Source organism: Streptomyces bobili (assembly GCF_002154575.1).
In the GTDB taxonomy this organism is placed as follows: Bacteria; Actinomycetota; Actinomycetes; order Streptomycetales; family Streptomycetaceae; genus Streptomyces; species Streptomyces bobili.
Window position 1 is genome coordinate 1 of record NZ_MUBA01000128.1, and the last position, 22,215, is coordinate 22,215.

Here is a 22,215-nt window from a genome sequence, read left to right on the forward strand (position 1 = left end):
ATGGTTCGGTCACCTCCGCCGCCGCCCCGCCCGTGCGTACGAAAACTAGCTTCGTCGGCGGAGGTGACCGAACCATGACGGCCTGTGCGATCGAACCCACCGCGGAGAACGGGGACGACGACCCGACGCCCGACGCGCCCTGCGCGATCACGGCGGACGGCACCTACGCCGCACGTCTCGCCCGCGACGGCGATTCCTGGTTCCCGGAGCGCTGGACTCTGGACGGCCCCGAGCCGTACGCCGTGCCGCTCCCCGCCCACCAGCCGGAGGAGCCCGGCACGGAGGTGCAGCCGATGGCCGACGGGCGGGTCCTGATCCGCCGGCTGTCCCAGCGGCGGCACGCGTTCTCGCTGCTGTACCCGACCGGCCCCGGCACGGGCGAACTGCTGCTCGGCGCGGTCGAGTGCCCGGACGAGGACACCGTCCTGCGGCTGCTGCCGCCGGCCCCCTGCGGGCAGCGGGCGTACGCCGTCGCCGTGGGCCGGCACTCGACCGCGCTGTGGCTCGTGGCGGGCGGCGCCTTCGGCCCCGAGCACCTCGCCGAGATCCCGGGCCGCTGCTCGGGCGGGGTGTGGCTGGACCGGAGGGGCCGCATGCTGGCCCTCGACCGTGAGGTCGGCGGCCGTACGAAGGCGATCGTGGTGGACCTGGAGCGGGGCGGCGAGGTGTCCCCGCTGCTCCAGATCGCCGCCGGCAGCGACGACCGGCTGCTGCTCGCGGACCCGGACAGCGGGCTCCTGCTGATCAGCTCGGACGCGCCGTCGCCCGGGAAGCCCCGGCTCGGCTGGGGGGTGCTCGGCAGCAGCCTGCCGGTGCGTTTCCCAGAGTCGCTGCGGCTCGCCGACCGGGCGCTGACGCCGTTCGCGATCCAGCCGGGCCAGGTCCTGCAGCCGGAGAGCTGCGCGGTGGGCCTGCGCATCGACGGACCGTTCGGCAGCTGGGTCGGCGTGTGGCGTCCCGCGGACCGGCGGTTGCATCAACTGGCGGCGCCGGACGGGTGGCTGGCGGGCAGCGGCCTGTGGACGGAGGACGGGGTGCTGCGGCTGCCGTACGCGACGCAGGCGGAGCCGTGCGGGGTGGCGCGGCTGGCCGTGCCGTCGGCGGGCGGGTTGCCGCGGGGCGGCGGCTCCTCCGATGCCGCCGTCGATGCCGTCGCCGACGCCCTGGAACCGGAAGCTCCGGAACCTGTCGCGCCCCGGCCCGTCCCGCTCCAACAGGCGCCCCTGGCACGGCTTGTAACGAAGTAGTGGCGGTTGGCGTGGCCGCCTGGATTCACCCCGAGGTCCGCCGGATAAGCTTTCCCGGCTGAAAAAGATCATGTTGACGGGGTGAACACTTCAGATGAGCGACACAAGCACCATGCAGCCGTGGTCCGCCGACACACAGGAGGACACCGGTCACGGCCGGCACCGCGGCCCGGTCTCGTCCCACGAAGGCGAGTCCGCTCCCCTCGGCCGGCACCGTAAGCCGGCCGAGGACAAGGCCGGCGTGACTGTCTGACCGACCGTCCGTTACGTCTGGGCCCTGTCCGTCGCGACGACGGACGGGGCCCATGTCTGTTGCGGTCGCCGGTTTCCGGTTTCCGGATTCTGACACCGGCTTCCGTCACCGTTCCCGGCGCAGGCCCAGCACCTCCGTCGCCGCGAACGTCTCTCCTTCGGGGCGTTCGGCGTAGTGCGGGGTCAGCACGGCGTCCAGCTCCTCGTGACTGAAGGTCTCCTGCTTGCTCTCGAACGTGGCCTGCACGCGAGGTCGTTCGATCACCGCGACCATCCCGCCGTGCACGACGAGGAGTTGCCCGTTGACCCGGGCGGCGGCGGGCGAGGCCAGGTAGCCGACGAGCGGGGCGACATGCTCGGGGGCGAGGGGGTCGAGCCCTTCGTCGGGGCGGCCGAGGCCCGCGAAGACGTCCTCGGTCATCCGGGTGCGGGCGCGCGGACAGATGACGTTGGCGGTGACGCCGTACTTGGCGAGCGCGAGGGCCGTGGAGGTGGTGAGGCCGACGATTCCACCCTTGGCCGCCGCGTAGTTGGGCTGTCCGGCGGAGCCCGCGAGGAACGCCTCCGAGGAGGTGTTCACGATCCGCCCGTACACGGGCCCGCCCGCCGCCTTGGACCGTTCGCGCCAGTGCGCCGCGGCGAAGCGGGTGGTGTTGAAGTGGCCCTTGAGATGGACGCGGATCACCGAGTCCCACTCCTCCTCCGTCATGGAGAAGACCATGCGGTCGCGCAGGATCCCCGCGTTGTTGACGAGGATGTCCAGCGTGCCGAACTCCGTGATCGCCAGGTCGACGAGGTCACGGGCGGCGGCGAAGTCGGAGACGTCCCCGGTGTGGGCGAGCGCGGTGCCGCCGGCCGTACGGATCTCCCGCGCGACCTCCTCGGCGGGGGCGGCCGAGGCTTCGCCCGAGCCGTCGCGGCCGGGCCGGCCGTAGTCGTTGACGACGACGGCCGCGCCCAGCCGGGCCAGTTCCCGCGCCTCGGCCCGGCCCAGCCCACGTCCGGCACCGGTGACGATCGCCGTACGGCCTGCGAGAGGAAGCGACATGACGCGTCCTCAGATCTCTATGCAGGTACGCAGGGCGACCCCGGTGCGCATCTGGTCGAGGGCCTCGTTGATCTCCCCGAGCGGGACGCGGTGCGTGATCAGTCCGGCGAGGTCGATCCGCCCGGCCCGCCACAGGGCGATCGTGCGCTCGTAGGAGCGCAGGACGTCACCGCCGCCGTACATGGAGGGCAGGATCCGCTTCTCGTCGAAGAACAGCTCGAACATGTTGAGCTGGAGGAAGTCGTCCATGGCGCCGGCGCCGACGACGACCAGGGTGCCGCCGCGGCGGGTGACCTCGTAGGCGGTACGGGCGGTGGTGGAGCGGCCGACGACCTCGAAGACGTAGTCGAAGCCCTCACCGCCGGTGATCCGCTGCTTGGCGTCGGCGAGGCCCTCGGGCGAAACCGCCTCCGTGGCACCGAACTTGAGGGCGGCCTCCCGGCGCGCGGCGACCGGGTCCACGGCGACGATCTCGGCGGCGCCCTTCAGCCGGGCACCCTGGATCGCGGAGACACCCACTCCCCCGCAGCCGATGACGGCGACCGACGAACCGGCCTCCACGTCCGCCGTGTTGAGCGCGGCGCCCAGCCCCGTGGTCACCCCGCAGCCGATGAGCGCGGCGATGTCGAAGGGCACGTCATCGGGGATGGGGACGGCACAGCCGGCGTCGACCACGACCTCCTCGGTGAAGGTGCCGGTACCGGCGAAGCCGAAGAGATCGCCGCCGGGGCGACGGAAGTTGGGTGTGCCCGCGTTCATGAATCCGGCCAGGCACAGCTCGGTCTGGCCGCGCCGGCAGGCGGGGCAGACACCGCAGGCGGGCAGCCAGCACACGACGACCCGGTCGCCGGGCTTCACGCGGGTGACTCCCTCGCCCACCTCGATGATCTCGCCCGCACCCTCGTGGCCGGGCACGAACGGCGCGGGCTGCGGCAGCACCCCGCTCATCGCGGACAGGTCCGAGTGGCACAGGCCTGTGGCGCGCACCCGGATCCTCACCCTGCCGGGGCCGAAGCCCACCGCCTCGACGTCGTCGAGGATCTCCAGCTTGTCCTGGCCGATCTCGTGCAGTACGGCTGCGCGCATGGTGCGGCTCCCCTCGGGGTCCCCTCGGATGCTGGCTGATTCAGGCGGGTACGGCGGGTACGGCGGGTACGGCGGATGCAACGGGTACGGCGGGTATGGCGGGTGCAACGGGTACGGCGGGTGCGACGGGTTCAGGAATGTTCGACGATCGTGTCGGCGAGCACGGGCGCGTCCGCTCGCTCCGCGGCGCTCACCGCGATCCTGATCTCCCCCTCGCCTCGCCACATGCGGATGCGGAGGGTCTCCCCGGGGAAGACGACACCGGCGAACCGGGTGGCGTAGGCGCGCACCCGCGTCACGTCGCCGTCGAGCAGGGTGTCGACGACCGCCTTGAGGGTGGTCCCGTAGGTGCACAGGCCGTGGAGGATGGGCCGGTCGAAGCCGGCGGCCTTTGCGAAGTCGGGGTCGGCGTGCAGGGGGTTCCAGTCGCCGGAGAGACGGTAGAGGAGGGCCTGGTCCTCGCGGATGTGCCGTTCGACGGTCTTGTCGGGGTCGCCCGCCGGGGGGTCGAGCCGGGCGGAGGGGCCCCGGTCGCCGCCCCAGCCGCCCTCCCCACGGACGAAGATCTGGGCGTCGTTCGTCCACAGGGGGCCGTCCGCGTCGGTGACCTCGGTGCGCATGACGAGGACGGCGGCCTTGCCCTTGTCGTACACGGCCGCGATACGGCTGGTGGCGGTGGCGGTGCCCTCGGCGGGCAGTGGGCGGTGCAGGGTCAGCGACTGGCCGCCGTGCAGCACGCGGGCCAGGTCGACATCGACGCCGGGCATGGACAGTCCGCTGATCACACCGGGTGAGCCGGAGCCCGCGACGGTGGCGAAGCTGGGCAGGACGTGCAGCCGGGACTCCAGCGTGTAGCGCAGTTCGTCGGGGTCGGTGGCGGGGACGCCCGCGCCGACGCCGAGGTGGTAGAGCAGGACGTCCTTGCGGTCCCAGGTGATCTCGCCGGTCCGGGGTTCGGCGGCGAGGGCCTTGGCTGCGTCGATGGGCATGGGGCTCCTGGCGGGTCTCAAGACCTCGGTGCGACCGTCCGCACCGTCGGCCGCACCGAGGTCGTCAACGGGCGGGATCTAGAACGCGTTCCAGTCCGGCGCCCCTCTGTATAGCCGAGCGCCCGGCACTTGTGAAGGCTCCTGACGGTTCGTCAGGTCAGGTGTCGCACGGCGTCGCACGGTGTCGCACGGCGTCGCACGGCGTCTCGCGGTAAGCCGGGTCCGCGTCCTGGGACATTTGTCCTGCCCGGGTCCGTACAACTGGATCTCCCGGCGGGCTGGGGTGGGTGCGTAGCGTTTCGGAGCAGTGGGCGAGGACCCACGGGGGACCGACGAAGGGGGACCGGGGATGCGCCGCGGGAAGAACTGGCCGCATGGCCGGAAGGCAAGCCGGAAGTCGAGTTGGCAGGTGAGTTGGCAGGCGAGGGCGGCCTGTCAGTGGCAGGAGCATGCGCGGCGGAGGGCCGAGCGTGTCCGGGACCGGGAAGCGATGCGGGAATGGCGCAGAACGGGTGAGGTGCCCGAGCATCCGGGCCCGCCGCCGTCCGGCTACTCACTACTGCCGTGGCTGCTGCTGGGCATGGGCGCGTTCTCGAACCTCCTCCAGGGCGAGGCGAACCCGTGGATCGGCGGCCTGGGCGTGCTCACCTTCAACTCGCTCTACATCTACGTCGTGTTCCGCAGCTTCGTCCGGGAGAAGCGGGAGGCTCCCTCCACCCGGCTGGCCCTGGCACTCATGGCAGTCGTCACCGGTGCTCTGGCCCTGGGCTACGGCGGCAGCTGGATGAGCTTCTTCCCACTGCTGGGGCTGGCCGTGGGTGCCAGCATGCGGGGACGCTGGCTGGGCCCGGTCGGCCTCGCACTGGCCCTGGTCGCCGGCGCCGCCGCCGTGTTCCGGAACGGCTGGAGCGACGCGGTGAACATCGCCTACGGCACCCTCCTGTCGACGATGGTGACGGCCGCGATCCTGTCCCTCAGCGAGGCGGTACGGCAACTGCGAGCCGCCCGTGAGGAGCTGGCCAGGCGGGCGGTCGAGGAGGAGCGGATGAGGTTCTCCCGTGACCTGCACGACCTGCTCGGGCACACCCTGTCGGTGATCGTGGTGAAGTCCGAGGCGGCCCGGCGGCTCGCGGAGCGGGACCTCGACGCGGCCCTCGCGCAGGTCACGGACATAGAGGCGGTGGGCCGCCAGGCGCTGACCGAGATCCGCGAGGCGGTCACCGGATACCGCGAGGGCAGTCTCGCCACCGAGCTGGACCGGGCCCGTTCGGCCCTGACCGCGGCGGGCGTCGAGCCGGTGGTCGGCCGGTCGGGTCCCCCGCTCGCCCCGAAGACGGCGGCCCTGCTGGGCTGGGTGGTGCGCGAGGCGGTCACCAACGTGGTCCGGCACAGCGGCGCCGGGCGCTGCGAGATCACCGTGACGGGCACGGCCGAGCGCGTGCGGCTGACGGTCACCGACGACGGCACCGGAACGACGAGGACGGCAACGGGGACAGAGGGACCCGGAATGGGCGGCTCCAGAACAGACGGCTCCCGCACGGATACCTCCCGCACGGACGGCCCCCTGCGCGGGGTGGGCTGCGGGACCGGTCTGACCGGGCTGCGTGAGCGCCTCGCGGCGGCGGGCGGTTCCCTGACGGCGGGCCCGGCACGGCACGGCGGCTTCACCGTCACGGCGGAACTCCCGGCGGACACGGGCCAGTCGGACGGGGCGGCGGACCCGGCCGGCGCCCGGCAGCCGTACGGGGCGGGCGCACCCGGGGACGGGCCGCGGCCGTACCCGGGCGGGGCAGGCTCGGCTTCCTCGCTGGTGAAGCCGGTCGCCGGGGCGGTGCCGTCGGGGCCCGCCGGTCCTACGCTGGGGCCGTGAACGAGATGCCCCGTGACCATCGGCCCGCCAAGTCCATCAGGGTTCTGCTCGCGGAGGACCAGGGCATGATGCGCGGGGCGCTGGCCCTGCTGCTGGGGCTGGAGCCGGACATCGAGGTGGTGGCGCAGGTCGGAACCGGCGACGCGATCGTGGACGCGGCCCTCCTGCACCGCCCTGACGTCGCCCTCCTCGACATCGAGCTGCCCGGCATCAGCGGCCTGGACGCCGCCGCCGAGCTGCGCGAGCAGGCGCCCGACTGCCGGGTGCTGATCCTCACCACCTTCGGCCGGCCGGGCTATCTGCGGCGGGCCATGGAGGCAGGCGCCGCCGGGTTCCTGGTGAAGGACGGTCCCGTGGAGGAGCTGGCGGCCACCATCCGCCGGGTCCTGACCGGGGAGACGGTGGTCGATCCGGCGCTGGCGGCAGCCGCCCTCAGTGTCGGGCCGAGCCCGCTGACGACCCGTGAGTGCGATGTCCTCAGAGCGTCCGCCGACGGCGCGACCGTCGCCGATGTGGCCACGAAGCTGCATCTGTCGGAGTCGACGGTCCGCAACTACCTCTCGGCGGCCATCGGCAAGACCGGCACCCGCAACCGTGCGGAGGCGATGCGGGAAGCACGGCAGCAGGGCTGGCTCTGAGCGGCGCGGAGCCCGCTGGCATAGTGCCCGCATGTTCCGACGCACACGGATTCGACGTACACGGCGCATACGGCACATACAGCGCATACCGACAGGAAGATCCGGGGCTGCCCTGACAATACGTCTCGCCGCCACCCTCGTGACCGCCCTCATGACGGCCCTCGTGACCGCCGTCACGACCGTCGCGCCCGCCGAGGCCGTCGCGGCGGACGGTTCCGGCGAGGTCGCTTTGAGGCTGGAAGCGCCGTCAACCTTCGTCATGTACAACGCCGAGGAAGGCTCCGGCGCCTCCAACAGCGAGTTCGTGGTGCCGGTCGCCGTCAAGGCGAGCGACGGGGGGCCGGCCCGTCGCGTCAGGGTCGTCGTGGACGCCTCCGGCCTGGCGGGCGTCGCCCGCGCGGTGAAGGGCGGCTACGGCAACTGCACGGGCGGCGGACCGGTGTTCACCTGCGTCTACGGCGACCTGCAGAACGGCGACGGTGAGAGCAACGCGCCCTTCACGCTGCACGGTGTGGACGGCGTGGAGCCGGGTGCGAGCGGCACGGTGACCTACACCGCGAGCGCCGACAACGCTCCCTCCGTCACCGGCACCACCCGGATGACCGTGGGCGGACCGGCGCTGCACGGGCCCGGCGCGCATCCCGGCGTGAGCGGACTGAGGACGGGAAAGCCGGCGGCGGTCACACCTGGTTTCGCCAACAACTCCCGTTTCCCGGCGGCCCTCGGCGTCGCCCTCAAGGTCGATGTCGAGGGGCTGGCGCTGACGACCCGGTACAGCAACTGCTACTACCCGGGCCCGCTGCCCTCCTCCGCATGGTGCGTGTTCCCGACGAAGGCCGCGGCGGGCACCGCCTACCGCACGAGCGCCCCGCTGGTCTACACGGCCCTGCCGCAGAAGCTGACGGGCTCGCTGGTCTACACGTGGTCGTCGGCCCCGCAGAAGCCGGCCGACTACACCGTCCGTGGCACCGGTGCCGCGCTCACTCTCGTGGGCACCGCCGTCAAGGGCTTCGCTTCCGGTGACGGCACCCTCGGCGTCACCACCACCGTGCAGGCCGACTACCGCCCGGTGACCGCGACCGTACGGGGCCGGGTCGGGGACACGGTGAAGGTCCGGCTCGGGGTGCGCGACCTCGGGCCCGGCAGGATCCTCGGCGACGAGTCGCTGGGCCGCTTCGAGGTGGTCCCGCCGGAGGGCACCACGGTCACCTCGATCCCTTTCACGTTCGAGGACGGGGGCGGAGAGTGGGCGTGTGAGCGGCCGGGGACGCCCGGTGGGGCGTTCGTCTGCGAGATCGGCGGCGACCGGTTCCTGGAGGCTCGGCACGAGGGGGGCACGACCTCGCTCGACTTCCACGTCCGCATCGACCGGCAGGTGCCCGGCGCGCGCGGCACCATCCGCACGTACAACCCCTACGACCGCACGCCCGGCAACGATGTCGCGGCCATCCCGCTGGAGGCCTCCCCGGCCCTGCCGTACCGGCCTCTGCGGGAGCCCGGGACCTGGGTGGCCGTCGGCGCGGGTGTCCTGGCGGTCGTGGCGGCGGTGACCGTGTACGGGCGCCGTCGCCGGGCGGCGAAAGGCTAGCGGCCAGGGGCTAGCGGCCAGCGGCTAGAAGCCCGTTCCGGTGCGGCGCAGGACGCGCAGGGAGCCGGTGTCGGAGATCTCCGTGAAGGCGCCGGACTTCAGGGCGCGGAGGTAGACGCGGTAGGGGGCCTGGCCGGTGAACTCGTCGGCCGGGTCCGGGAAGACGTCGTGGATGACGAGCAGGCCGCCCTCGGCGACATGCGGGGCCCAGCCCTCGTAGTCGGAGCCGGCGTGCTCGTCGGTGTGGCCGCCGTCGACGAAGACCAGGCCGAGGGGCGAGTTCCAGAAGGCGGCGATCTGTGGGGAGCGGCCGACGAACGCCACCACGTGCTCCTCCAGACCGGCCCGGTGCAGGGTGCGGCGGAAGGCGGGCAGTGTGTCCATCAGGCCGATCTCGGGGTCGACGGTCTCCGGGTCGTGGTAGTCCCAGCCCGGCTGCTGCTCCTCGCTGCCCCGGTGGTGGTCGAGGGTGAGCGCGGTGACCCCGGCCCGCCGGGCCGCGTCGGCGAGCAGGATCGTCGAGCGCCCGCAGTACGTGCCGACCTCCAGCAGGGGCAGTCCCAGACCGGCGGCCTCGACCGCGGCGGCGTACAGCGCGAGTCCCTCGTCGCCAGGCATGAATCCCTTGGCGGCCTCGAACGCGGCCAGGATCTCGGGCTCGGGTGCCGCGGGCATGCGGGGTCCTTCCGGTGGTATGTGGGTCTGGGCCCGCCCATGATGCACCGCGCCCCCCGTCGGTCGTCCGACGGGGGGCGCGGTGGCGTGGTGGCGCGGGTCAGGCGGTGACCGTCTCGCCGGGCAGTGCCAGGTCCAGGTCGACGGGGCGCTCGTCGCCCGCGTGGGTCGCGGCGGAGGCGAGGGGCCCGTGGCCGGTGGCCTTGGCCGCCAGGACGTAGGCGCCCTGGGCGGGGACGGCGACGGCGTAGCTGCCGTCCGCCTCGGACAGGGTGGCGCCGGCCTGGCGGCCTCGGCGGTCGATGAGGGTGACCTTGGCGTGGGCGACCGGGGCGCCGTCGGCGTCCAGGACCCGGCCGCGGAAGCTGCGCAGCACCTCTTCGGCACGCGCGAGGTTGGCGTCCTCCTCGCTGCTGGCGCGCAGCTGCGGCATCGCCGCGGGGGTGCGGCGGGGCAGGAACAGGGCGAACAGCAGGCCTACGGCGACGGCGCCGGTGGCGATCAGGAAGGAGACCCGGAAGCCGTGCATGGTGGGGACGGCGACGCCGCCCACGTTGTTCGCGGTGTTGGCCAGCACCATGCCGATGACGGCGCTGGAGACCGACGTACCGATGGACCGCATCAGGGTGTTGAGGCCGTTGGCCGCGCCCGTCTCCGAGGCGGGGACGGCGCCGACGATCAGCGCGGGGAGGGAGGAGTAGGCGAGGCCGATGCCGGCGCCCAGGACGACCGCGATGACGAGGCTCTGCCAGGCGGCGGTCATGAGGCCGAGGCCGGCGCCGTAGCCGATCGCGATGATGAGGAGGCCGAGGATCAGGGTGACCTTGGGGCCGTACTTGGCGGAGAGGCGGGCGTAGACCGGCGCGGTGACCATCATCGTCAGGCCGAGCGGCGCCACCAGGAGGCCGGCGGTGACCATGGACTGGCCGAGGCCGTAGCCGGTGCTCGTGGGCAGCTGGAGGAGCTGGGGGAGGACGAGGGAGACGACGTAGAAGGAGACGCCGACCATGATCGAGGCGAGGTTGGTGAAGAGGACCGCCGGGCGGGCGCTGGTGCGCAGGTCGACCAGCGGGGCCTTGACGCGCAGCTCCATCACACCCCACAGGCCGAGCACGACGGCGGAGGCGGCGAACAGGGCGAGCGTGGTTCCGGAGGACCAGCCCCAGTCGCTGCCCTTGGTGATCGGCAGCAGGAACAGGACGAGGCCGGCGGAGAGGCCGATCGCACCCGGCAGGTCGAAGGAGCCCTTGGCGCGGGCCGGGGACTCGGGTACGGCGAGCAGGGTGAGGCCGATGGCGAGGACGCCGAGGCCGGCGGCGCCGTAGTAGAGGGCGTGCCAGTCGGCGTGCTGGGCGACGAGGGCCGCGGCGGGCAGGGCGAGGCCGCCGCCGACGCCGATGGAGGAACTCATCAGGGCCATGGCCGAGCCGAGCTTCTCGCGGGGCAGCATGTCGCGCATCAGGCCGATGCCGAGCGGTATCGCGCCCATCGCGAAGCCCTGGAGGGTGCGGCCGACGATCATGACGAGGAGGTCGCTGGTGACGGCGCTGACGAGGGCGCCGACGACCATCACGGCGAGGCTGAGGATCAGCAGGCGCCGCTTGCCGTACAGGTCGCCGAGGCGGCCCATGATCGGGGTGGCGACGGCGCCGGACAGCAGGGTCGAGGTGAGGACCCAGGTGGCGTTGCTGGGTGAGGTGGCCAGCAGTTGCGGCAGGTCCTTGATGACCGGGACCAGCAGCGTCTGCATCACCGCGACCACGATGCCCGCGAAGGCGAGCACGGGGACGACGGCACCGCCCGCCCGGCGTCCGGGCTGATCGGTCGGCGTGTGCGTCATGGAGCGAGGCCTCCAGGCCTGAGAGGAGTGGTGCGAACGGGCGAGCGGTGCGGGATGCAGAGCAGGACACGTCGGCGGATACGTGCAGAGTGAACCCCGTATGCATGAGCAACTATTCCGATGCTTCGGCATACTAACGAAACCTTGACCTTCTCTTGAGGAAGGGCGGCGCGGGCGGCACCTCGGCCCTAGGTCGAAATCCCGATGCAAGGGGTGCAGGGCGGTTGAGACCATGACACCCATGCCCTCTGCCTCCCGCCCGGCTCACTCCCCCACCGGCTCCCTCACCCACTCCCCCGCCTGGCTCGTCGTCGCGCTCGCCTGCGCCGGGCAGTTCCTCGTCGTCCTCGACGTGTCCGTCGTGAACGTGGCGCTGCCCTCCATGCGGGCCGAGCTGGACATGAGCGTGTCCGGGCTCCAGTGGGTGGTGAACGCGTACGCCATCGCCTTCGCCGGGTTCATGCTGCTCGGCGGACGGGCCGGCGACCTGTACGGCCGCAAGCGGATGTTCCTCGTCGGGCTCGCCCTGTTCACGCTGGCCTCGCTGGCCGGCGGGCTCGCCCAGGACGACTGGCAACTGCTGCTCGCGCGAGCCGCGCAGGGGCTCGGCGCCGCCGTGCTGGCGCCGTCGACGCTGACGATCGTCACGTCCGCCGTGCCGGAGGGCGCCGCGCGGGCACGGGCGATCGCCACCTGGACGGCGGTGGGCGCGGGTGGCGGCGCCGCGGGCGGGCTCGTCGGCGGCCTGCTGGTGGACCTGCTGTCGTGGCGCTGGGTGCTGCTGATCAACGTGCCGGTCGGCGCGGTCGTCCTGGCCGGCGCCCTCGCCCTGCTGCCCGAGAGCCGCGTCGGGGACCGCCGCCGCCTGGACCTGCCGGGCGCCGTCCTCGTCACGGCCGGCCTGGCCACCGTCGCGTACGGCATCTCGCGGACCGAGGCCGAGGGGTGGACCGCGGCGGCGGCGCTGGGACCGCTGGCCGCCGGGCTTGCGTCGATCGTCCTGTTCCTCGCCGTCGAGGCCCGCACGGCGGCCCCGCTGATGCCGCTCGGCCTGCTGCGGCGGCGGTCGGTGTCCTCGGCGAACGTGGCGATGCTGCTGTGCGGCTCGGCGATGTTCTCCATGTGGTACTTCATGACCCTGTACGCGCAGAACGTGCTCGGCTACACGCCGCTGGAGGCCGGCCTGGCCCTCATGCCCAGTTCCCTGGCCATCGTGCTCGGCTCGAAGCTGGCGCCGCGGCTGATGCGGACGCTCGGGGCGCGCACGGTGGCGGCACTGGGTGCGGTGACGGCGACGGCGGGCTTCGGCTGGCAGTCGACGATGACCGCCGACGGCGCCTACGTCACCGCGATCATGCTGCCGGGTGTGCTGATGATGCTGGGAGCGGGCCTGTCGGCCACTCCGCTCGCCTCGCTGGCCACCGCCGGGGCGGCACCGGGCGAGGCGGGACTGGTGTCCGGCCTGGTCAACACCTCCCGCACGATGGGCGGCTCGCTGGGCCTCGCGGTCCTCTCCACTCTGGCCGCGGGACGCACGGCGGGAAGGGACACGCCCGAGGCACTCACGGCCGGGTACGCACTGGCGTTCCGCACGGGTGCGGTGGTGCTCGTCCTGGCACTGGTGCTGATGCTGGTCTGGCTGCCGCGGAGGACGAAGAAGCCGGGGCCGGCGGACGTGCCCGGACAGGACGGTCCGGGCGCAGACCTCATGCCCCCGACCCTTGCCCGAGCTGAGGAACGGCCCTGATCCCCTGCGGGCCGGCCGCCCGCGCGGCCCGCCCCGTCGCCCTCCGGGCCCCGTCGGGCACGTCCGGCTAGGGTGGCAGGCGTGTCGTACGTAGGTCCTGACTTCGATCCCCCGCGTCCCCGCCGCTCCCCGCTGCGGCGCGCGCTCACCGTGGTGCTCGCCGTGCTCGTGCCGGGCGCGCTGCTCGGCTGGCTGGCGTTCGAGACGCTGGGCGGGGCGGACGACGGCGGGCCCGGCCGGGTCGCGGGGGCGACCTCCGGCACCGCGGGGTCGGCCGGCGGTGACCCCGACGACAAGCCGGGCGCCTCGGCCTCGCAGTCCGCGACGGCGTCCGCGCCCGGCGGCGCCGGGGCCCTCGCGGGCAAGGTCGTCGTCATCGACCCGGGGCACAACCCCGCCAACTTCGCGCACACGGCCGAGATCAACAGCAAGGTGGACATCGGCACCCACAAGAAGGAGTGCGACACCACCGGCACCACCACCAACTCCGGTTACACCGAGGCCGCGTTCACCCTGGATGTGGCGCACCGGCTGCGCACCCTGCTGGAGCGGCAGGGTGCCACGGTGAAGCTGACGCAGGACGCCGACCGGCCCTACGGCCCCTGCATCGACGAGCGGGCCCGGATCGGCAACTCCGCCCCCGCGGACGCCGTCGTCTCCGTGCACGCCGACGGCGCGGCCTCCGGGCAGCGCGGCTTCCATGTGATCCTGCCGGGCGCGGTGCACGAGGGCGGCGCCGACACCCGCGCCATCGTGGCGCCTTCGCGGGAACTGGGCGAACTGATCGCGGACGACTTCGCGGAGTCCACGGACACCTCGCCCTCCAACTACGTCGGCGACGGTACCGGTCTCGTCACACGTGAGGACCTGGGCGGTCTCAATCTGTCAACGGTTCCCAAGGTGTTCATCGAGTGCGGCAACATGCGCGATAGCAAGGACGCGGCACTGCTCACCAGCGGCGCCTGGCGGCAGAAGGCGGCGCAGGGGATCTCTGAGGGAATCGTGAGTTTCCTGCGCGGGTAGTGACCGGCTCGCTGATCCCCGGGGACAGTCTGATCGTGCGGACGATAGTGTCGTCCCTACGATGAGAGGCCACCCCCGCGCTTCCCACCCGGGCCTGACGGCGACAGGGTGGCAGCGACGCCTCTACCGATGCGTGTATCGATGACGAGACGACTGACGAAGGACCTGAAGTGAATATCCGCTCTCTCACTCGAGGCGACGGCGTGGTGATCGGAGCAGCGGTGTTGCTGTTCGTCGCGTCGTTCTTGGATCTCTACTCGATCGACGGGATCCCCGACAGCTACGACATGCCGAGCCTCTGGGGCAGCGGGCCGGTGCTCTTCGGTGTCGTACTCGCCGGAATCATTGGTGCCGCGCTCGTGGTCATCAGCCGGGGGCTGCCGCAGGTGCCCAAGGTCGCCGGCCTGGACCTCGGCCAGTTCGGCGTGGCCTTCGCGGTCTTCGCCGCGTGGAGCGCGCTCGGCAACATCTTCGACCCGTCCGGCGGTTACGACAACGTCGGCGACTCCTCGAACAGCCCCGACGCCGGTACGGGCCTGATCCTGGCGCTCATCGCCTCGCTACTGCTGGCCGCCGCCGCCGTCGCCACCCCCCTGGTGCCGGCTCTCCAGGCCGCCCTGGTCCCCGCCCCGAAGCCGCCGGCCCCGCTGCCCTACGGCGCTCAGCCGCCGGCGGGTTACGGCTACCCGGGCGCGCAGCAGCAGCCGTCGGCGTTCGGTGGTCCGCCGCAGCCGCAGGGTCAGCAGCCGGGCCAGCCGGCGTTCGCGGCCGGGCAGCCCGCTGCGGCGCAGCAGCCGCCGGCCGCCGACTTCTCGCCGTTCTGGTTCGCCGTGCCGGTGCCGCGCCCGCTGTACGCGGAGGACGGTGCGCCCATGCCGATCGCCGAACTGGCGCCGGGCACCTGGTACCTGGCCGTCGAGCAGGGCGCCCAGGGTCTGGTGGCCCAGACCCAGGACGGCCGTCGCGGCGTCCTGCGCGACACCTCCGGCATCCAGCGCGGCTGAGGCTCGGCCCCGCACCTGCCGGCCCCGCGTCTCGCGGCCCCTCGCCCTTCCGGGCGGGGGGCCGTTGTCGTACAGTCGCCTACCGCCAGGACAGCTGACGTACCGTCAGGAGGCAGGCATGCGGCTCGGTCTCGCGCTCGGCTACTGGGGGCGCGGCCCCTCCCCCGGCCATGTGGAGCTGGCGCGGGAGGCGGAGCGGCTCGGGTACGACTCGGTGTGGACGGCCGAGTCCTGGGGGTCGGACGCCTTCACCCCGCTCACCTGGATCGCCGCCCACACCTCGACGATCGGGCTGGGTACGGCGGTCGCGCAGATGGCGGCCCGTTCACCGACCACGACGGCGATGCACGCGCTGACCCTGGACCATCTCTCCGGCGGGCGGATGACGCTGGGCCTGGGCCTGTCGGGGCCACAGGTCGTCGAGGGCTGGTACGGGCGCCCCTTCCCGGCCTCGCCGCTGACCGCGACCCGCGAGTACGTCGACGTCGTACGGCAGGTGCTGCGGCGGGAGGGGCCCGTCGAGCTGGACGGACGTTTCCACGCGCACCCCTACCGGGGTCCTGACGGGACCGGGCTCGGCAAGCCGCTGAAGCCGATCACGCATCCGCTGCGCGCAGGGCTGCCGGTGCTGCTGGGCGCCGAGGGGCCGCGGAACGTGGCGCAGACGGCCCGGATCGCCGACGGCTGGCTGCCGCTGTACTGGTCGCCCGACCGGCCGGACGCGTACGGGCCGGCGGTGGCGGAGCTGCCGGCGGGGTTCCGGGTGGCGCCGATGGCGCGGGTGCGGGTGTGCGACGACCTCGCGGAAGGGCTGCTGCCGGTCAAGGCGATGCTGGGCTTCTACATCGGCGGGATGGGGCACGCCCGGCGCAACTTCCACGCCGATCTGATGGCCCGCATGGGGTACGAGGAGGAGGCCCGGCGGATCCAGGAGCTGTTCCTGGCCGGGCGCCGGGAGGAGGCCGTACTGGCCGTCCCGGACGCGTTCGCCGACGAGATCTCCCTGGTGGGGCCGCGCGAGCGCATCGCCGAGCGGCTGGAGCGGTGGCGCGCGGGTCCCGTGACGGACCTGCTGGTCCTGACTCCGGACCCGCACACCCTGCGCGTCCTGGCCGAACTCAACTCCTAGGCGGCACGCCCGACTTCACAGGAACACGGCGATCGGGTTCAGCGTCAGTTCGCCGCGTTCGCGGTTCCAGGTGGGGACCTTGCCGAGGCAGCGGGCCTGGAACTCCCCGGTGAAGTACTCGGTGTTCTGGAAGCCCTCGCGAACCCCGGCCGCCTCGCAGGTGATCCGTACCTGTGCGGCCGGCTCCCCGGTGCCGTACCGGGCGCGCAGTTCGATGTCGCCGTTCTCCGCGCGGCGGGCGGTGAACAGGCCGGTGACGGAGACGAACGCGGAGCCGACGCCGACGGCGGTCAGCGGCACGCTGCGGTCGCCGCCCCGGTCGGCGAGGGTGTCGGCGAGGGCGCGGTTCGGGGTGACGACGCCGGTGGTGAGGTCGGCCTGCACGACGACGTCCTCCTTGCGCATGGTGTCCATCAGCAGCCGGATCACGGTGATGGGCGTGTTCTGCCGGAGGTAGGCGGTGACGCGTTCCCTGGCCACCTCACGGCGGGCGCCGGCCATGCCGCCGGACAGCCGGGCGAAGAGTCCGACGCCCGCGTTGACATTGGTGCGGTCGGCGACCTCCGCCTCCAGCGCGGCGGAGAAGCCACCCTGCTGGTAGAGGTCCATCACCCGCTGTTCGTGCAGGAAGAACGCCATGCCGTGCACGATGCGCCCGCCGCGCCGGCGACGCCGGAGCAGGCCGAGGCGGGCCAGCGCGTGCCGGGCGAGTACGGCGAGGGCGCCGGCCGTCACCGCCCAGACGACCAGCCACGGCCACCACAGGCTCCACCACTGACTGTCAATGACACCCACGGATCTCCTTGAACGCGTCGGTGAGCGAGGAGAGTCCGGCGTCGACCATGCGACCGCCGGTCGCCGCCGCGGCCCGTTTCAGGGCGCCGGCGTCGGCCTCTCCGAACTGGACGGTGAAGGTGGGCACCGCGTCGGCGGCGGAGCCCAGCCGGCCGTGCCGGCGCAGGAACTCGGCGTACGACAGGCCCGTGTTGTTCTCGCCGTCCGTCATCAGCACGATGGCGACGGGCCGTTCGGGGGCGGCGCGTACGGCGTCGGTGGCGATGCGGTAGCCGCGGTCGAGGGCGGACCAGAGCGCGGTGGCGTCGTCGAAGCCGCCGCCCGCGACGATCCGGTCGAGGGACTTGAGGTCGGCGTCGGAGCGCACGGTGACCGTGCGCTCCTGGAGCACGCTCCCGCCGAAGCGGACGACGGTGAGGCGTTCGCCGCGGTAGAAGCGGGCGAACTTGCCGGTGGAGGTGCGGTCGGCGCCGCTGAGGCCGGCGAAGGCGGCGCGCAGGGCGGCGATCCGCTCGCCGCGCATCGAGGTGGAGAAGTCCAGCAGGAACACCACCTGGTCGCCGGTGGTGTGCACCGGGTCGCCGTAGTCGTCGACGAGTCGCCGCACGATGGACAGCCGGTCGGGGAAGGACAGGGCGTTGCCGACGGAGGTGCGCAGTTCGGCGGTGGGCTCGACGTCCTGGCTGACGGGCCGGCGGTGGGTGCGCCGCATCAGCTCGCGCTGGGTGTCGGCGCTCTGCAGCCAGTCGACGACCTTGCCGTACGCCTCGCGTTCGCCGGGGTCGAGGAGGAGCAGCGGGAAGTCGGAGAGGACCATGCCGTCGTCGGGGTGGACGATCTCCAGGGGCTCGCGCAGTCTGCCGCTCGCGTTGAGGGAGAGCAGTTCGGCCTCGTGGGCGATCAGCGCGTCGGCGGCCTCCGGGCGCTCGGCGTAGGCGTCCGTCAGCTCCCGTGAGCCGGGGGCGGTGAGGGTCTGCCCGGAGCGGAAGCCGCGCAGCCGGTCGCAGGAGACGTCCTCCTCGCGCAGTGCGCTGCCGGTGCCCGCGGCGGCGGTGGCGACGCCAACGAGCGCGGCCCGCCCGGTGTCGCTGCGCCGGGGGTCGGCCATCCCGAAGCGTACGGTCCCGTCGGCGGCGGCGTCGGCGAGGTCGGCCCACGAGATCCGGCCGCCGGGGGCACGTCCGCGCAGGTCACGGGCGGCGCCGGGGGTGAGGCCGACGACGACGGGTGAGCGCATGATCGAGGTGGACTCGGGGCGGACGAGGCCGCCGGCGGAGTCCTGGAGGCGCAGCAGGAAGGAGCGGTCGGAGGCGAGCCAGGCCAGGGCGTGGGCGGACTTCCGTCCGGCGGCGGGCGGCTGGCCCTCCAGCTCGGCGGTCGCCGTGTACTCCAGCTTCAGTTCGACCCCGGTGTCCTCCTCCAGCTCACCCAGCAGCGGTTCCACGTCGGCCAGTTCCGGGCTTGCCAGGACGCGGAGGGTGATGTGTTCACCGCCGTCCTGGGTGCAGGCGGAGGTGAGGGTGGCGAGGAGGGCGAGGACCAGGCCGGCACCGAGGGCCGCCGCCGGCCGCCTCACGGGGTGTCCTGGACGGGCGGGGGGCAGGTGCCGACGTAGTCGATGATGCGCTCCAGGACCTCCAGGCCGGGTTCGTAGGACTTGGTCTGGTCGGGGTTGGCGGCGGGGACCTGGATGCCGTGGTCGCCGAGGTAGGCGTTGAGGCGTTCGCTGGTGCCGTCCTCGCCGGAGAAGCGGACGCGGAAGCCGAGTTCGATGGCCCGGTCGCGCAGTTCCTCGTCCTCCTGGATCAGCCGGACCAGGCGGTCGCCCCGGTCGGTGAGGGAGATGAGCTGGGGTTCGGTGAGGGCGTAGGGGGTGGGGTAGAGCAGGACGCGGTCGGTGTCCTGCTCGCCGGTCCTGTCGTGGTGGGCGATCTGGTGGGACAGGTACTGGTGTTCGTAGATGAGGGAGACGGGGGCGATGCTCTCGCCGAGGTCGGAGAGGTAGCTGTCGGCCTGTTCGTCGGCCCACATGCCCTGGAGGCTGATCAGGGGTTTGATCCTCGCCGCGAGGTCGGTGACCGCCTCCTGGGCGAGCCGCGGGTCGTTGACGTTCTCGGTGCCGGGGGTGGTGTTCCGGTTGACGACGAAGGCGAGGAGGCTGAGGTAGGTGCCGGCGGCGTTGGACTCGCAGACGTTGGAGGTGCGCACCAGGACGCGGCCGCTGTTGCTGCGGCCGCGGCTGTCGAAGCCGATGCCGTTCCAGGTGTCGGCGCCCTCGGTCCTTCCGTCGCCGTCCTGGTCGGCGGCGCCCCGGCCCGCGTGGGTGCCGTCGAGCAGGCCCATGAACGCCGGCATGTCGAGGTCGTAGTAGAGGGTGGGGCCGCCGCCGGGGGCCCGCTGGGGGGTGGCCACCTTCGCTTTCACCAGGGTGTCGGCGTAGTCGCGGAAGGTGCCGAGGACCAGCGGGGTGACGAAGGGGCGGACGGACCGGACCGAGTGGTCCTGCCGGTCGAGGATGATCTTGGCGGCGGGCTGCCCCGAGGGGAAGACGACGTCCGTGCCCGTCAGGGACTGGGTGGCGATGCCGCGGGAGCCGAGGCGGCGGATGTCGACGCGTATGCCGTGGCCGAGCAGCAGCCGCCGCACCTCGGGGTCCTTGAAGAAGTCCGACTTGGAGGCCATCCTCGCCTCCAGCGTGATGATCCGTTCGAAGGGGCGCAGGGTGTTGCCCGAGATCAGCAGGGCGATCAGGCCGGCCAGCGCGATCGGCAGGGCGACGACGACATGCCGGGGCGCCCGGCGCCGGCGGACCTGACGGGTGCTGAGTCTCGGCTCCTCGATCGCTGCTCTTGCGGAGTGGGACAACGGCCCTCCTGCCACTCAAGGGGGCAGGATCATCGAGGATCCCCTCGAACAACGTCCCCCGGAACCCTCAACTCCAAGCCGACGCGGGGGAAATGGAGGAGTCGGGAACCGGCCGTGTTTCATCCCGTCACGGGCGGCAAGGCGGACTGTATGTCCCCTCGATATGAGAACGGTGCGCATTCCGCCGGCAGGATCATCGCCGCCGTCGCCGACGTGATGGCCCTCTTCCTGGGCCTCTGGATCGTCATGTATCTGCTGGACGCCAACCGGGGCAACGAGTTCGTGCAGTTCGTGCACGAGGTGGCCCGCTGGCTGGCGGGCTGGTCGCACGACCTGTTCACGTTCGACGAGGCGTGGGCGCGGGTCGTGGCGGGCTACGGCCTGGCGGCGATCGTGTACCTGTTCATCGGCCACGCGATCGCCAACCGGGTCCGCCACTGACGCTTCGGAGCCGCTCCCGCGGCCGGGTCCGCCGCTGACCCCCTCGAAAGCGCCCCCACGGCGGCTGGGGGACTTCCCCGGCCCGCCACACCCTCAGTCGCAGCAGTCGGGGTCCAGCCCCGTCGGCAGGCGGTCGCCGGAGAACACCGCGCAGGTGGCGTCGTGGCCGCCCAGGGCGGCGACCGCGAGCAGCAGCGACCCGGCGGTCCACGTCGTCAGCTCCTGCGGCCAGATCGCCGCGTCGTCGAAGACGTACCCCGTCCAGTACAGCCCCGACTCCGGGTCGCGCAGCCGCTGGATCCACTGGAGGATCTCCAGCGCCCGGTCGGACTCGCCGATCACCCAGAGCGCCAGGGCCAGTTCGGCCGACTCCCCGCCGGTCACCCACGGGTTGGGCACGACACAGCGCACGCCGAGCCCCGGCACGACGAACCGCTCCCACATCTCCTCGATGCGGGCCTTGGCCTCCGCACCGGTGAGCGCGCCGCCCAGGACCGGGTAGTACCAGTCCATGGAGTAGCGGGCCTTGTCCAGGAAGCGTTCCGGGTGCCGCCGGATGGCGTGCCGCAGCGCGCCCGCCGCCAGCTCCCAGTCGGGCTGGGGTTCCTCGCGCTGTTCGGCGATGGCCAGGGCGCAGCGCAGCGCGTGGTGGATCGACGAGGAGCCGGTCAGCAGGGCGTCCGTGGTGGGCGTGCCGTCGTCGTCGCGGCGCCAGCCGATCTGTCCGCCGCTCTGCTGGAGCCGCAGCACGTACTCGACGGCCGCGTGGACGACCGGCCACATGCGGTCCAGGAAGGTGTCGTCGCCGGTGGACAGGTAGTGGTGCCAGACGCCGACGGCGACGTAGGCGACGAAGTTGGTCTCGCGGCCGCGGTCGGTGACGTCGGCGAAGTCGCCGTCGGCGTAGGCCGCGTACCAGGAGCCGTCCTCGTGCTGGTGCCGGGCGAGCCACTCGTAGGCCCGCTCGGCGGCCTCGTGCTCGCCCGCCGCGTCCAGCGCCATCGCGGCCTCGGTGTGGTCCCACGGGTCGAGGTGGTGCCCGCGGAACCACGGGATCGCGCCGTCCTCGCGTTGTTCGGCGAGGATGCCGCGGACGGTGTCGGCGGCCTGCTCGGCGGTGAGGACCCCGGCCAGGACGAGGTGTTCTGTCCGGGGAGTCGTCACTTGGCGTCCACTCGGGGCAGGTGGGGCTTGGTCGCGTACGCCACGAAGCTCTTGCCGATCAGCGGGTTGAGCGCCTGTTCGGCGACCCGGGTCGCGAGGGGCTTCTTCATGATGTCCCAGACCAGCAGCTTGTGGTACGCCCGCACCGGCAGCGCCTGGTCGTTGTCGACGCCGAACGCGCACTTGAGCCACCAGTACGGCGAGTGCAGCGCGTGGGCGTGGTGGCTGCCGTACGGCTCGAGGCCGGCCTCGCGGATCTTGCCGAGCAGTTCGTCCGCCTTGTAGATGCGGATGTGGCCACCCTCGACCTCGTGGTAGGCGTCGGACAGGGTCCAGCAGACCTTTTCGGGGCCGTAGCGCGGCACGGTGACGGCGATGCGCCCGCCGGGCCTCAACACCCGCACCATCTCGGCGAGTACGCCCTTGTCGTCGGGGATGTGCTCCATCACCTCGGAGATGATGACGACGTCGAAGGACTCGTCGGGGAAGGGCAGCGCGAGGGCGTCGCCCTCCATCGCGGTGGCGGTCGCGCCCTCGGGGGCCTCGCCGGCCTCCTTCATGGCGGCGAACCACTTGGCGACCTCGCGGATCTCCTCGCCGTTCTGGTCCAGCGCCACGACCTGGGCGCCGCGCCGGTAGCACTCGAAGGCGTGGCGTCCCGCCCCGCAGCCGAGGTCCAGGACACGGTCGCCCGGGGCGAGCGGGAACCGGGAGAAGTCGACGGTCAGCACGTGGCCCTGCTTTCGCGATCGGATTCGACGTCAACGTCTGGGACAGCATCGGGGGAGGCGGCCGGGGCGGGGAGGGCCCGCAG

The 22,215-nt window shown here is 72.8% G+C and carries 20 protein-coding genes; 10 read left to right on the plus strand and 10 right to left on the minus strand.

Annotated elements, in window-relative coordinates:
• The first annotated feature begins 74 nt into the window (after window positions 1-74).
• Complete coding sequence (locus BZL64_RS11660; protein ID WP_086768772.1) at window positions 75-1,247, plus strand: hypothetical protein; 1,173 nt, start codon at window positions 75-77, stop codon at window positions 1,245-1,247.
• Between the two features lie 94 nt (window positions 1,248-1,341).
• The gene (locus tag BZL64_RS40210) at window positions 1,342-1,500 is read left to right on the plus strand and encodes a hypothetical protein (RefSeq protein ID WP_086768774.1); all 159 of its coding nucleotides are present in this window, start codon (window positions 1,342-1,344) and stop codon (window positions 1,498-1,500) included.
• Between the two features lie 105 nt (window positions 1,501-1,605).
• On the opposite strand, the gene BZL64_RS11670 is transcribed toward BZL64_RS40210, so the two are convergent.
• From BZL64_RS11670 to BZL64_RS11680, 3 genes are all read right to left on the minus strand, one after another.
• Window positions 1,606-2,547: a 3-oxoacyl-ACP reductase gene (locus BZL64_RS11670; RefSeq protein ID WP_086768776.1), complete on the minus strand. Its 942-nt coding sequence runs from the start codon at window positions 2,545-2,547 to the stop codon at window positions 1,606-1,608.
• Between the two features lie 9 nt (window positions 2,548-2,556).
• Window positions 2,557-3,633, minus strand: coding sequence for a Zn-dependent alcohol dehydrogenase (locus BZL64_RS11675; protein ID WP_086768778.1), 1,077 nt, complete (start codon window positions 3,631-3,633; stop codon window positions 2,557-2,559).
• Window positions 3,634-3,764: 131 nt separating this feature from the next.
• The gene (locus BZL64_RS11680; protein ID WP_086768780.1) at window positions 3,765-4,622 is read right to left on the minus strand and encodes a MaoC/PaaZ C-terminal domain-containing protein; all 858 of its coding nucleotides are present in this window, start codon (window positions 4,620-4,622) and stop codon (window positions 3,765-3,767) included.
• A 409-nt stretch (window positions 4,623-5,031) separates the two neighbouring features.
• On the opposite strand from BZL64_RS11680, the gene BZL64_RS11685 reads away from it, so the two are divergent.
• The 3 genes from BZL64_RS11685 (at window position 5,032) to BZL64_RS11695 (ending at window position 8,718) form a co-directional block, all read left to right on the plus strand.
• Window positions 5,032-6,492 (plus strand): sensor histidine kinase, encoded by a 1,461-nt coding sequence (locus tag BZL64_RS11685; protein ID WP_425276036.1) that lies wholly within the window; start codon window positions 5,032-5,034, stop codon window positions 6,490-6,492.
• Between the two features lie 5 nt (window positions 6,493-6,497).
• The gene (locus BZL64_RS11690) at window positions 6,498-7,130 is read left to right on the plus strand and encodes a response regulator transcription factor (RefSeq protein WP_086768805.1); all 633 of its coding nucleotides are present in this window, start codon (window positions 6,498-6,500) and stop codon (window positions 7,128-7,130) included.
• Between the two features lie 151 nt (window positions 7,131-7,281).
• Complete coding sequence (locus BZL64_RS11695) at window positions 7,282-8,718, plus strand: hypothetical protein (RefSeq protein ID WP_244205307.1); 1,437 nt, start codon at window positions 7,282-7,284, stop codon at window positions 8,716-8,718.
• A gap of 24 nt (window positions 8,719-8,742) precedes the next feature.
• Here BZL64_RS11695 and BZL64_RS11700 read toward each other — a convergent pair whose 3' ends face one another.
• Together BZL64_RS11700 and BZL64_RS11705 are read right to left on the minus strand one after the other, a co-directional pair.
• On the minus strand, window positions 8,743-9,393 hold the full coding sequence (locus BZL64_RS11700; RefSeq protein WP_086768782.1) for a class I SAM-dependent methyltransferase: 651 nt from the start codon (window positions 9,391-9,393) through the stop codon (window positions 8,743-8,745).
• A gap of 100 nt (window positions 9,394-9,493) precedes the next feature.
• Window positions 9,494-11,233: an MFS transporter gene (locus tag BZL64_RS11705; protein WP_086768783.1), complete on the minus strand. Its 1,740-nt coding sequence runs from the start codon at window positions 11,231-11,233 to the stop codon at window positions 9,494-9,496.
• A 241-nt stretch (window positions 11,234-11,474) separates the two neighbouring features.
• Between BZL64_RS11705 and BZL64_RS11710 the strand changes: the two genes are divergently transcribed.
• From BZL64_RS11710 to BZL64_RS11725, 4 genes are all read left to right on the plus strand, one after another.
• Complete coding sequence (locus BZL64_RS11710; protein ID WP_167396126.1) at window positions 11,475-12,980, plus strand: MFS transporter; 1,506 nt, start codon at window positions 11,475-11,477, stop codon at window positions 12,978-12,980.
• 81 nt (window positions 12,981-13,061) lie between these two features.
• Entirely contained in the window at window positions 13,062-14,003 is a 942-nt protein-coding gene (locus BZL64_RS11715) for an N-acetylmuramoyl-L-alanine amidase (protein ID WP_086768787.1), read from the plus strand.
• A 170-nt stretch (window positions 14,004-14,173) separates the two neighbouring features.
• On the plus strand, window positions 14,174-15,007 hold the full coding sequence (locus tag BZL64_RS11720; protein WP_086768789.1) for a DUF5336 domain-containing protein: 834 nt from the start codon (window positions 14,174-14,176) through the stop codon (window positions 15,005-15,007).
• Between the two features lie 118 nt (window positions 15,008-15,125).
• Complete coding sequence (locus BZL64_RS11725; protein WP_086768791.1) at window positions 15,126-16,136, plus strand: LLM class F420-dependent oxidoreductase; 1,011 nt, start codon at window positions 15,126-15,128, stop codon at window positions 16,134-16,136.
• Between the two features lie 15 nt (window positions 16,137-16,151).
• Here BZL64_RS11725 and BZL64_RS11730 read toward each other — a convergent pair whose 3' ends face one another.
• The 3 genes from BZL64_RS11730 to BZL64_RS11740 are packed head-to-tail and all read right to left on the minus strand — an operon-like array spanning window position 16,152 to window position 19,796.
• The gene (locus BZL64_RS11730; protein WP_086768793.1) at window positions 16,152-16,931 is read right to left on the minus strand and encodes a hypothetical protein; all 780 of its coding nucleotides are present in this window, start codon (window positions 16,929-16,931) and stop codon (window positions 16,152-16,154) included.
• The gene (locus BZL64_RS11735) at window positions 16,918-18,507 is read right to left on the minus strand and encodes a vWA domain-containing protein (RefSeq protein WP_086768795.1); all 1,590 of its coding nucleotides are present in this window, start codon (window positions 18,505-18,507) and stop codon (window positions 16,918-16,920) included. Before BZL64_RS11735 ends, BZL64_RS11730 begins: the two co-directional genes overlap by 14 nt.
• Window positions 18,504-19,796, minus strand: a complete 1,293-nt coding sequence (locus BZL64_RS11740) for a hypothetical protein (RefSeq protein ID WP_086768797.1) — start codon at window positions 19,794-19,796, stop codon at window positions 18,504-18,506. Before BZL64_RS11740 ends, BZL64_RS11735 begins: the two co-directional genes overlap by 4 nt.
• 150 nt (window positions 19,797-19,946) lie before the next feature.
• On the opposite strand from BZL64_RS11740, the gene BZL64_RS11745 reads away from it, so the two are divergent.
• The gene (locus tag BZL64_RS11745; RefSeq protein ID WP_086768809.1) at window positions 19,947-20,237 is read left to right on the plus strand and encodes a hypothetical protein; all 291 of its coding nucleotides are present in this window, start codon (window positions 19,947-19,949) and stop codon (window positions 20,235-20,237) included.
• 93 nt (window positions 20,238-20,330) lie between these two features.
• On the opposite strand, the gene BZL64_RS11750 is transcribed toward BZL64_RS11745, so the two are convergent.
• Both BZL64_RS11750 and BZL64_RS11755 read right to left on the minus strand, forming a co-directional pair.
• Window positions 20,331-21,401: a prenyltransferase/squalene oxidase repeat-containing protein gene (locus tag BZL64_RS11750; protein ID WP_086768799.1), complete on the minus strand. Its 1,071-nt coding sequence runs from the start codon at window positions 21,399-21,401 to the stop codon at window positions 20,331-20,333.
• Window positions 21,398-22,132 carry a class I SAM-dependent methyltransferase gene (locus BZL64_RS11755; RefSeq protein WP_086768801.1) on the minus strand — a complete coding sequence of 245 codons (735 nt, stop codon included), beginning with the start codon at window positions 22,130-22,132 and terminating at the stop codon, window positions 21,398-21,400. The genes BZL64_RS11750 and BZL64_RS11755 overlap by 4 nt, the downstream gene beginning before the upstream one ends.
• Between the last annotated feature and the right edge of the window lie 83 nt (window positions 22,133-22,215).

What these genes read in the sequence shown, in the direction of transcription:
- BZL64_RS11660 (WP_086768772.1), top strand. Translation starts at nt 75, where the DNA reads ATGACGGCCTGTGCGATCGAACCCACCGCGGAGAACGGGGACGACGAC.
- BZL64_RS40210 (WP_086768774.1), top strand. Translation starts at nt 1,342, where the DNA reads ATGAGCGACACAAGCACCATGCAGCCGTGGTCCGCCGACACACAGGAG.
- BZL64_RS11670 (WP_086768776.1), bottom strand. Translation starts at nt 2,547, where the DNA reads ATGTCGCTTCCTCTCGCAGGCCGTACGGCGATCGTCACCGGTGCCGGA.
- BZL64_RS11675 (WP_086768778.1), bottom strand. Translation starts at nt 3,633, where the DNA reads ATGCGCGCAGCCGTACTGCACGAGATCGGCCAGGACAAGCTGGAGATC.
- BZL64_RS11680 (WP_086768780.1), bottom strand. Translation starts at nt 4,622, where the DNA reads ATGCCCATCGACGCAGCCAAGGCCCTCGCCGCCGAACCCCGGACCGGC.
- BZL64_RS11690 (WP_086768805.1), top strand. Translation starts at nt 6,498, where the DNA reads ATGCCCCGTGACCATCGGCCCGCCAAGTCCATCAGGGTTCTGCTCGCG.
- BZL64_RS11695 (WP_244205307.1), top strand. Translation starts at nt 7,282, where the DNA reads ATGACGGCCCTCGTGACCGCCGTCACGACCGTCGCGCCCGCCGAGGCC.
- BZL64_RS11700 (WP_086768782.1), bottom strand. Translation starts at nt 9,393, where the DNA reads ATGCCCGCGGCACCCGAGCCCGAGATCCTGGCCGCGTTCGAGGCCGCC.
- BZL64_RS11705 (WP_086768783.1), bottom strand. Translation starts at nt 11,233, where the DNA reads ATGACGCACACGCCGACCGATCAGCCCGGACGCCGGGCGGGCGGTGCC.
- BZL64_RS11710 (WP_167396126.1), top strand. Translation starts at nt 11,475, where the DNA reads ATGCCCTCTGCCTCCCGCCCGGCTCACTCCCCCACCGGCTCCCTCACC.
- BZL64_RS11725 (WP_086768791.1), top strand. Translation starts at nt 15,126, where the DNA reads ATGCGGCTCGGTCTCGCGCTCGGCTACTGGGGGCGCGGCCCCTCCCCC.
- BZL64_RS11745 (WP_086768809.1), top strand. Translation starts at nt 19,947, where the DNA reads ATGTCCCCTCGATATGAGAACGGTGCGCATTCCGCCGGCAGGATCATC.